10 protein-coding genes and 1 pseudogene are annotated in these 8,392 nt (G+C 56.2%); 6 read left to right on the top strand and 5 right to left on the bottom strand.

Going from position 1 to position 8,392, the window contains the following annotated elements; translation table 11 throughout:
- The 3 genes and pseudogenes from tnpC to ACSSNI_RS19835 all read right to left on the bottom strand — a co-directional run.
- On the bottom strand, positions 1-339 hold a 339-nt coding region (tnpC, locus tag ACSSNI_RS19845; protein ID WP_448260027.1), incomplete at its 3' end, for a Tn3 family transposase post-transcriptional regulator TnpC.
- Positions 336-872: pseudogene (locus ACSSNI_RS19840) on the bottom strand (Tn3 family transposase); the annotation flags it as partial. The gene tnpC and the pseudogene ACSSNI_RS19840, both read right to left, overlap by 4 nt.
- A gap of 100 nt (positions 873-972) precedes the next feature.
- Positions 973-1,866, bottom strand: coding sequence for a cation efflux transmembrane domain-containing protein (locus ACSSNI_RS19835; protein WP_200637305.1), 894 nt, complete (start codon positions 1,864-1,866; stop codon positions 973-975).
- Between the two features lie 101 nt (positions 1,867-1,967).
- Here ACSSNI_RS19835 and cadR point away from each other — a divergent pair, with 101 nt between their 5' ends.
- The 6 genes from cadR (at position 1,968) to ACSSNI_RS19805 (ending at position 6,338) form a co-directional block, all read left to right on the top strand.
- Positions 1,968-2,375 carry a Cd(II)/Pb(II)-responsive transcriptional regulator gene (cadR, locus tag ACSSNI_RS19830; protein ID WP_044727166.1) on the top strand — a complete coding sequence of 136 codons (408 nt, stop codon included), beginning with the start codon at positions 1,968-1,970 and terminating at the stop codon, positions 2,373-2,375.
- A 106-nt stretch (positions 2,376-2,481) separates the two neighbouring features.
- Complete coding sequence (locus ACSSNI_RS19825; protein ID WP_044727165.1) at positions 2,482-2,829, top strand: DUF3703 domain-containing protein; 348 nt, start codon at positions 2,482-2,484, stop codon at positions 2,827-2,829.
- The gene (lspA, locus tag ACSSNI_RS19820; RefSeq protein ID WP_023083083.1) at positions 2,826-3,335 is read left to right on the top strand and encodes a signal peptidase II; all 510 of its coding nucleotides are present in this window, start codon (positions 2,826-2,828) and stop codon (positions 3,333-3,335) included. The genes ACSSNI_RS19825 and lspA overlap by 4 nt, the downstream gene beginning before the upstream one ends.
- Positions 3,332-4,078: a helix-turn-helix transcriptional regulator gene (locus ACSSNI_RS19815; protein WP_164863210.1), complete on the top strand. Its 747-nt coding sequence runs from the start codon at positions 3,332-3,334 to the stop codon at positions 4,076-4,078. Before lspA ends, ACSSNI_RS19815 begins: the two co-directional genes overlap by 4 nt.
- Before the next feature lie 68 nt (positions 4,079-4,146).
- On the top strand, positions 4,147-5,055 hold the full coding sequence (locus ACSSNI_RS19810; protein WP_127839256.1) for a sterol desaturase family protein: 909 nt from the start codon (positions 4,147-4,149) through the stop codon (positions 5,053-5,055).
- Positions 5,056-5,090: 35 nt separating this feature from the next.
- Entirely contained in the window at positions 5,091-6,338 is a 1,248-nt protein-coding gene (locus tag ACSSNI_RS19805; protein WP_127839257.1) for a cytochrome P450, read from the top strand.
- Between the two features lie 157 nt (positions 6,339-6,495).
- Here ACSSNI_RS19805 and ACSSNI_RS19800 read toward each other — a convergent pair whose 3' ends face one another.
- Both ACSSNI_RS19800 and ACSSNI_RS19795 read right to left on the bottom strand, forming a co-directional pair.
- Positions 6,496-7,080 carry a protein-disulfide reductase DsbD domain-containing protein gene (locus ACSSNI_RS19800; protein ID WP_041013396.1) on the bottom strand — a complete coding sequence of 195 codons (585 nt, stop codon included), beginning with the start codon at positions 7,078-7,080 and terminating at the stop codon, positions 6,496-6,498.
- Positions 7,081-7,097: 17 nt separating this feature from the next.
- On the bottom strand, positions 7,098-8,288 hold the full coding sequence (locus ACSSNI_RS19795) for a protein-disulfide reductase DsbD family protein (RefSeq protein ID WP_017246246.1): 1,191 nt from the start codon (positions 8,286-8,288) through the stop codon (positions 7,098-7,100).
- Positions 8,289-8,392 lie beyond the last annotated feature (104 nt).

Below are 8,392 nucleotides of genomic sequence, written 5' to 3'. Positions count from 1 at the left end.
ATTGATCAGCGGCGCAATGATGAGCTGAGCGGAGCGCGCCCAAGAAACCAGTGCCTCAAGATCCATCTGTAGAGATTCGGCTTCTGCCCAGATACAAGCACTCTCGGCAGGCACCGTAAGAGCGATGCTCTCAACCATCGTCAGAGCCATCGCATGCAATCTCAGCAGCTCGTCGCGAATGGCGGTGGTTCCACCCAGTTCCAACAAGCAGGCGTCCAATCGATCAACCAGCCGGAGCAGTTGAGAGGTGTCGAAGCCGTCGCGCAGGTTTTCCAACGCCACCGCATCGACTTCGCCGTACGGTGTAACGCGAAAGGATGCGGGAGGAACATTGATCATGTAGTTTTCTCGGTATCTAGCTGGCGAGGTGTGATCACCCGCAGCGAGCCGGCAGCTTGTTGGAACACCGAGTCCTTGATCCAGGGCTCCGGTGGCCGGTTGAGCTTGAGGCTGAACTCGCCGAAGCGCTTGACGTTGCTGGTTAGATAGGGACTGAGGAACGACACGTCCTCATCGGTGAACTGCCAGCCCTCGCGGGCCAGCTTCTGCAGGATGCGCATCATGTCCACAGTGTTCTGCAGGATCACGGACGAGGCCACCATGTCGTTGTAGCGCAGCCGCTTCTGCTGCTCATCCGGATCGTTTTCGGCAATCACATCACCGCCGAAGGACAACCACTTGGAGAATCCGTTGTAGGACTCGATCTTGTTGGTGTTCGCGGTGACTTCCTGGCGCAACTCGCGGCTGCCGATCCAGTTGAGCAGGAAGATCGTGCGGATCACGCTGCCCAGTGCCTGGGCCGCATGGTAGAGCTTGTTGCGCCGACTATAGGAGCCGAGTTTTCGCAGCAGCATAGGCGAGGAGATTTTGCCGTCCAATCCAGCCATCAGCTGTTCTATCTCAGCCGTCTCAACGTCACTCACAAGCTACGCGTCTCTGTTTGGAAAATGGGGGTGCTGTCGATCCGGTTGGTCAGGCTTTCAATGCCAGGATTCGGCGCGCACCGTTGAGTACGATGAGGCCAACTACCGTACCAATCACCAAATCTGGATAGGAAGAGCCTGTCCACGCAACCAGAGCTCCTGCGGCGATAACGCCAATATTCGCGAGCACATCGTTGGCCGAAAAAATCCAACTCGCTTTCATGTGTGCACCGCCTTCGCGATGGCCATATATCATCAAGAGACAGCTGACGTTTGCGACGAGGGCAACTAAGCCAATTCCCATCATCAGCATCGACGCAGGTTCGCTGCCATAGATGAACCGTCTAGCCACCTCTACAAGTACCCCAAGGGCCAACACGATCTGGAAAAAACCCGCCAGGTGCGCAGCGCGAACCTGCAGCTGCGCAGCCCGACCGACCGCAAAGAGAGCCAGACCATAGACGGCAGCATCAGCAAACATGTCCAGCGAGTCGGCGATCAGACCCGTCGACTGAGCAATCAAGCCTACGCCCAACTCGATGACAAACATCGTGGCATTGATACCGAGCAGGATTTTGAGCGTGCCAGCCTCCTTGGAAGCAGTCAGCTCTTCACTGGCGCTATTGGCCGAAGCTGCTTCCTGGCTGGCCGGTTGAGTGCCGAGCAATGTTGCCCCCAAACCAAGTGATTCCAGCTTGGTCGCGATCTGGTCAACCGGACCGTCATGGAAAGCGCGTACCTGTCTGCTGCTCAGATCAAAGGACAGCGAATTGAGTTCAGAAAAGCCATTGAGCGCGAGCCGAATCATTCGCTCTTCTGACGGGCAATCCATTTTGGGCACAGAAAAACTGCTGACCCAAGTCCCTTCATTCGAAGGCGCGGCTGCCGCTTCAGTGCTTACCGGCTCAGGGCCACAGCCACAGGATTTATCACAAGAAGTCATGACTCGCCTCTCCTATAGGACTTGATTCTACCGATTAAAAACCATGTAGTGGCTATAGGGTCAAGCCTGGATATACTGGCTTTTTTACCAAGGGACAGACCATGCGCATCGGTCAACTTGCACAGCAGACAGGAGTGGACACTCAGACGATTCGTTTTTATGAACGTCAGGGACTGCTTCCACCGCCCGAACGCGAGGACAATGGCTATCGAACCTATAAAGCAGGCCATGCGGACAAACTGCTGTTCATTCGCCGATGCCGCTCTTTTGGCATGTCACTGGAAGAAATTGGTGTTTTGCAGAGCTATCAGGAACAGCCGCAGCAACCCTGCGTTGCGGTCAATGAGCTCCTTGATAGACATATCGCACAGGTAAGGGCTCAGATCGCATCCTTACATGCTCTCGAAAACCAGCTGGTGACGTTGCGAGGTTGCTGCGATAACGAACGACAAAGTCTGGACTGCGGGATACTTTCGGGCCTGCTGGGGGGCGACAAACCTCTTTCGTAATCCGGCATAAAGTCATTTTTGCGTCGTCTTGAATCGCCCATAGCGCTTGACCCTATAGCAGCTATAGGGTGTTCACTCGGGCATCTACTGCGTAAGTGAGATCCAGATGAATACCGCTCTCAGCATTGCCATTGATGAGGCCTTCTTCCAGGCTAGGAAAGCACTTAATGAAGAGGCGCCAACCGAGGCTTTCTCCTGGCTGGAGCGAGCCCACATATTGAGCCAGCGAATGCCTATTCTTCATGCTCAGAGCCATTGGCTGATGCTGAGGGCCGGCTGGCAGTTGCGCGACTTACGAAAGGTGCTCAGCCAAGTACCGCGAATCATGGCGGCCCTGCTGTTCTCGAAGATCTGGGTGCCGCTCGGAAACAGCGGGCGCGCCAGGGTCAGTGCTTTTGCGCCGATGCCTATTTCACCGGAGCTGCAGCGACTTCTCCAAGGAGAAATGCAATGAGGTCGTCTCCTAGATCACCTCTTGTTGCTCCTGGGTTCTGGTGGATGCTATCGCTAGCCATTGCCTCGGCCGACCTAGCGTTGAAAAGCGCAATTACGGGTTCGCTCCCGGTCGGCACCGTGATTCCTCTCACCCCGTTCTTCAACCTGGTTCACTTCTGGAATACCGGTGCAGCGTTCAGCTTCCTGGCTGACGCGGGTGGTTGGCAGCGTTACTTCTTCATTGTCATAGCTTTGGTCGTTTCGATCGTGCTGGCTCTGATATTGCGTAAACGCAGAGCCAAAAGCGAAGCCCTAGGCTATAGCCTTATCTTGGGCGGGGCAGTTGGGAATCTGATTGATCGCGCATTTCGAGGCCATGTAATCGACTACCTGGATTTTTACTGGCTGTCCTGGCATTGGCCTGCGTTTAACCTGGCGGATATTGCTATCGTCGGTGGCGCCGCCATGTTGATCCTGAGCAGTTTGCTAAGCCCAAATGCGGAAGCCGGCCGAGTCAACGAATGAAAGGCTCGCTCTCAACGGATACCGTACGCTGGGCAGGCCAGGCCTGGATAGGGCCCGGCATCGGCATCTTTCATGGCCGTGCCGGCCACCAGGAGTGGCACCACCATCAGGCGCATCAGATTTCAGTGGGCCTCGATTCACCTGTATCGGTTGAAACCCCGTTGGGCATTCAAACAGGGGCTGCCATCTTCATCGCCGCGGGCCTGAAACACCGGATCAGTGCTGGTCGAGTGCTGTCGATCTATCTGGATGCACTATCCGATGAAGCCCCAACTATGCGGGGTACCGAAGAAGCAAGGGTAGTCGTGATCGCCCCGGCGGACGTAGTAGCGATTATCGATATGCTGCGCGAGACAGGACATACCGCTCTCCAGGTTAGGACGGGGGTGCGCCAGGCACTGCGGCTACCCGATCCACCGATTCCAGATCCTCGCTTGACAAAGGTGATTGAAGCGCTGCATAGAGGCCAAATGAGGCGCGAAGAAATGGCCGCGTTGGTGCATTTATCCCTTACACGGTTTTCCCATTGGTTCGTGGAACAGACAGGCTTGCCGCTGCGCAGCTATGCGAAATGGTTACGTCTCACACAAGCCCTACAGCACCTAGCCAAAGGGGGTCTACTCACTGAAGCGGCCCATGAGGCGGGCTTTTCTGACTCGGCACATTTCTCCCGGACATTCCGGGCACTGCTGGGCATCGATCCTTCCTCCGCCCTGGCTGAAGTCGATCTTCAGGGGTCGTAGCTCTTTCGTTCAAGCCGAAAGCGGACCTTCCCACATACAGTCATGGCTCCCTACTCAGGAGCTGAGCGATGTCTATTCCCTTGCGATTCGCCATACGGTGGCTGAGCTATCCACTTGTGTTTGGCGGCTGTGCCTCCTTCATGATTTGGGCGCTGTATGCAGGTATACCGTATTGGCCCACCACACCCATAGTCGCCGCGGCGGGGCTGCTACTCATTGCTGGCTTGGAGCGCATCCAGCCTTTTCGGCGAGCCTGGCTGGAAGATCATCAGGACACCCTGACGGATCTGCTGCACATGCTGGTGAACCTGTCTGTCATTCAATTTACTGCAGAATTTCTGGCTAAGTTAGGCGATGCGGTACCGGCTTCGGTTCGGCTCTTTCCGATCGAGAGCCCATTGTGGCTGCAATTGCTACTAGTCGCCGCCGTGCTCGACTTGAGCCTGTATGTGATGCACCGCATCAGCCACCGGGTGCATTGGCTGTGGCGCTTTCACATGATCCATCACAGCGCTGAGCGGCTCTACTGGATGAACGGAGAACGTCGACATCCTCTGCATGCGGCGTTGATGGCCGGGCCGGGGCTGGTGGTTTTGCTCATATCTGGAGCTCCGTCTGCCGTAGTCGCAACGTGGTTTGGGATCCTAACCGTCCATCTGGCCTTTCAGCATTCGAACCTGGACTACAGCGTGGGTTGGCTGCGGCATGTGCTAGGGGTTGCTGAGGTCCATCGTTGGCACCATAAGCGCGACTTCGAAGACGCCCAGGTCAACTTCGGTGAGTTTTCAACCGTGTGGGATCGGCTATTCGGAACCTTCTATGACAGTGCCGGGAAGCTGGGCAAAGCTGAGGTTGGGCTGCATGAAAAGGACTACCCCAGAAATTATTTCGGGCAATTTATTGATCCTCTTCGTCCAACATCTGCTTACCCGGCCGGTCACAATTCTTTAGAACAGGATGAAAGCCGCAATACGTAGCTAGAACGGGTGGAGTCTCAACGGGAGTACAAGCGATGCCAAACATACCGCGTGACACCGGATTGGACAGTACTTGGGCCTTCTTGCGAGATCCCTACCGATTTATCTTTGCGCGCAGTCAGTTTCATCAATCGCCGGTGTTTCAAACTCGCTTGATGTTACAGAAAACTCTGTGCCTAACAGGTGCCGAAGCTGCTCGCTTGATTTGCGACCCTGACCGATTCGTTCGCCAGAACGCTGCGCCCAAGCGACTGCAAAAAACCTTATTCGGACAAGACGGTGTCCAAGGTTTGGACGGTGATGCGCATCGTCACCGAAAGGCCCTCTTCATGGGAGTGCTCACACCCGCGAACGTGCAGGAACTAGCAGAGTTGAGCGAGGTTCGTTGGAGGGAGTATGCGCGAACTTGGCGTCCCGGTGAGTCAATCGTCCTCTACGAGATTGCTCGCGAAATTCTATGCCGCACCGTATGCGACTGGGCCGGTGCTCCAATCGCTGAAAGAGATGTTCAACAATGGACTCAAGATCTTGCAGCTCTCTATGAGCACGCCGGCGCGATCGGTCTGCAGCACTGGCAGGCACGGAAGGCACGTCGCCGATTGGAGCAATGGGCGGCAGAACTTGTCGAGTCCACTCGCGCCGCTCCCCCTACACCCGAGCAATCGCCTCTCGAACGCATCGCCCATTACAAGGACCAGCACGGACAGCCGTTGGATCTACATACCGCATCAGTGGAACTACTAAATCTGCTGCGGCCGACGGTAGCCGTCTCTGTATTCATAACCTTTGCAGCGCTAGCGCTGCACAAGCACCCGTTCTGTCTGAGAAACCTGCAGTCGGGAGATGAAAGAGATATAGGTTGCTTTGTGCAGGAAGTGCGGCGTTTCTACCCCTTCTTCCCAGCGATCAGCGCTCGCGTGAAAGAAGATTTTCTATGGGAAGGATTTGCCTTTGGCAGGGGCACCTTAGTCCTGCTGGACTTATACGGAACCAATCACGATTCCCAGCTCTGGGAGGAGGCAGATCGTTTCAAGCCTGAGCGCTTTCGATCCAACTCTCCGTCGCCATACTGCTTCATCCCACAAGGACCAGGCGACCCGCATGTTAACCATCGCTGTCCAGGTGAAGGCGTCGCCGTCGCATTGATGAGCGTTGCTGTTCGCTTCCTGGCTCGCTCGCTCCAATATGAGGTTCCCGAACAGGATCTATCAATCACCTGGGACCGATTGCCGGCACTGCCCCGAAGCCACTTCGTCATGCGGAATGCGCGAATCACAATGTAAGTTTGGTGTTTAACGAAGCGAGTCTCGCCCATCTCAAGATATGAACGGTGGGGCATGGCGTTGAGCTGCCCAGCGCAACCACGGCAATCGGGGAATACTCAGAATAAGCTGTTCACAGTCATTCCCCAATTGAGTCATTTCCGAGGGCCGTTCTGACTTATTGTCGCTTGGTATCGTCCAGATTCAGCGCAACGGGCAGGTCAGTCGGTGCCAGACAAATGCCCTCGTCACTGCAGGCCTGCACCCGTACAATCATTTCGAGCCTGCCTGCCTTTTCCAGCACGGCGGTCTGTTTTTCGTCGGGCCGCAGCCGAATACTTGCACCGTCGTCATACACCTCTAGGGCGGTGTCACTCAGCACAATGTCACTGACCCGGCCGCGCGGGTACTGCGTCGGGATTATAAGCGCCTGGCCGTTGACTGAAGAGCTGACGACGGTGGGAATCAGGAATTCCATGGAGGCCGGATTTGCATTCACATGCCAGCCCGGTTGAATGTTCAGTGTTAAAACGAAATCACCCGTCTTTCCCGCCATTGCTGCGGCGCCTCCCGCAACAGTGAGGCGGACCTTATCAGCGGAATTTGCCAACCCTGCTCGGGTCGGCACCGGGACTTCAAGACCGGCACGTTCAGTCTGGGCAGCGTCGAGGTTGTTTCCGTTGGTGTCGATCAACATGAACGCAGCGATCGCGATCGCAAAAACCACTACTCCAGCTAGCAATCCTTTTTGTCGAATCACCATGATTGGGTCTCCAGTATCTAAGGTTGTGGGTTTCCGGTGCGATTGATAGCTTCGACCAAGCTGTCGGTGTCAAAAAGCCCCGTGAAACGGGCGATAACGGTGTCGTCACGGTCAACAACCACTGCGAAGGGTAAGGCCTGCCCGCCGGTCGCAGTTAATAGCGCATCTTTTTCTGGGTTGCTCGCTGTCACGTCAACTTGTATGGGCACCATCTTGGTGCGCCGCACGGCTTCGGCCACAGCGGCCTCCTGGTAGACCGTGCGCTCAAGTATCTTGCAGTTGATGCACCAGTCGGCGGTGAACTCCAGCAAATAGGGTGTGCCCTGGGCTTTTGTCTCCGTCAGTAGTTTTGCGGAGTAGGGTTGCCAGACGAGTTCGTCTTCGCTGTTGCCCAGCGGGGATGCGAATTCCACAGTCATCGCAAGGGCAAGGCCTGCCGCCGTTGTGGTGATCACACGCACGGTACCATTACCCTGGACGAAACGGCGGGCACCCCAGGCCAGCACCAGGGCCAGCCAAGACCACCATAGCCAGGTATAAACCGCTTTGGGCACCAGGCTCGCGCTGAAAAAGACGGCTGCGGCCAGCAAGACCAACGCGAGCACTTCTCTAATGACCAGGGTCCAGGGCCCCGCCTTGGGCAACCGGCTCAGCCAATCGGGTTTGAGCATCAATGCTGCGTAGGGCAGCGACAACCCCAGCCCGATACTGCCGAATATCCCCATACTTACCGGCGTCGGCTGGGTAACGGCAAAGGCTAGGACTCCACCAAGGAAAGGACCGGCGCAGGGTGCGGCCAAAACCGCACTCAATAACCCAGATACGAATGCTTCAAAGTAGCGCCGGCCATGGACCGAGGCGGCGAACGCCGGGATCGGGATGGGCAAATCCAGCCAGGTGACCACCGCAAACCCGACCATCAAGGCAACAAGGACACCAACGAACACCGCAGACTGAAACAAAGTGCCCCAGCTCCACTGCAGAAGTGCGGTCAGTCCGCCCAACGTCAGGAAAAACGCGAGCGTTCCTGCGGTGAACGCCAATGCCGCCAGCACGCGGTGCGATCGTTGGCTGCCCGCCTCTCGTAAGATGGTCCGGACCTTAATGGGAATTGCAGGCAAAACGCAGGGCGTCAGGTTGAGCAGCAAACCTGCCACTATCGCCATTAAGAGCTGGCCGGCGATGAGTAAAGAGGGAATTTGATCCATCACTCAGCTATTCCCAGCCCCTTCCCACCCTTCCTGGCCGGAACGTCCGGTCTGACCCCGCCATTGGCTGCTTGCATACTTAAATAGCAGATTTTTTGAGTGCT

This window comes from Stutzerimonas tianxiuensis (assembly GCF_053470365.1).
The sequence above is the reverse complement of the archived record's forward strand: the minus strand, read 5'-3'. Positions and strand labels throughout refer to the sequence as shown.

Bases quoted from the DNA above. Each gene is read 5' to 3' on its own strand.
- cadR (WP_044727166.1), top strand. From the start codon at position 1,968: ATGCGCATCGGTCAACTTGCACAGCAGACAGGAGTGGACACTCAGACG.
- ACSSNI_RS19835 (WP_200637305.1), bottom strand. From the start codon at position 1,866: ATGACTTCTTGTGATAAATCCTGTGGCTGTGGCCCTGAGCCGGTAAGC.
- ACSSNI_RS19810 (WP_127839256.1), top strand. From the start codon at position 4,147: ATGTCTATTCCCTTGCGATTCGCCATACGGTGGCTGAGCTATCCACTT.
- ACSSNI_RS19825 (WP_044727165.1), top strand. From the start codon at position 2,482: ATGAATACCGCTCTCAGCATTGCCATTGATGAGGCCTTCTTCCAGGCT.
- ACSSNI_RS19805 (WP_127839257.1), top strand. From the start codon at position 5,091: ATGCCAAACATACCGCGTGACACCGGATTGGACAGTACTTGGGCCTTC.
- ACSSNI_RS19815 (WP_164863210.1), top strand. From the start codon at position 3,332: ATGAAAGGCTCGCTCTCAACGGATACCGTACGCTGGGCAGGCCAGGCC.
- ACSSNI_RS19795 (WP_017246246.1), bottom strand. From the start codon at position 8,288: ATGGATCAAATTCCCTCTTTACTCATCGCCGGCCAGCTCTTAATGGCG.
- lspA (WP_023083083.1), top strand. From the start codon at position 2,826: ATGAGGTCGTCTCCTAGATCACCTCTTGTTGCTCCTGGGTTCTGGTGG.
- ACSSNI_RS19800 (WP_041013396.1), bottom strand. From the start codon at position 7,080: ATGGTGATTCGACAAAAAGGATTGCTAGCTGGAGTAGTGGTTTTTGCG.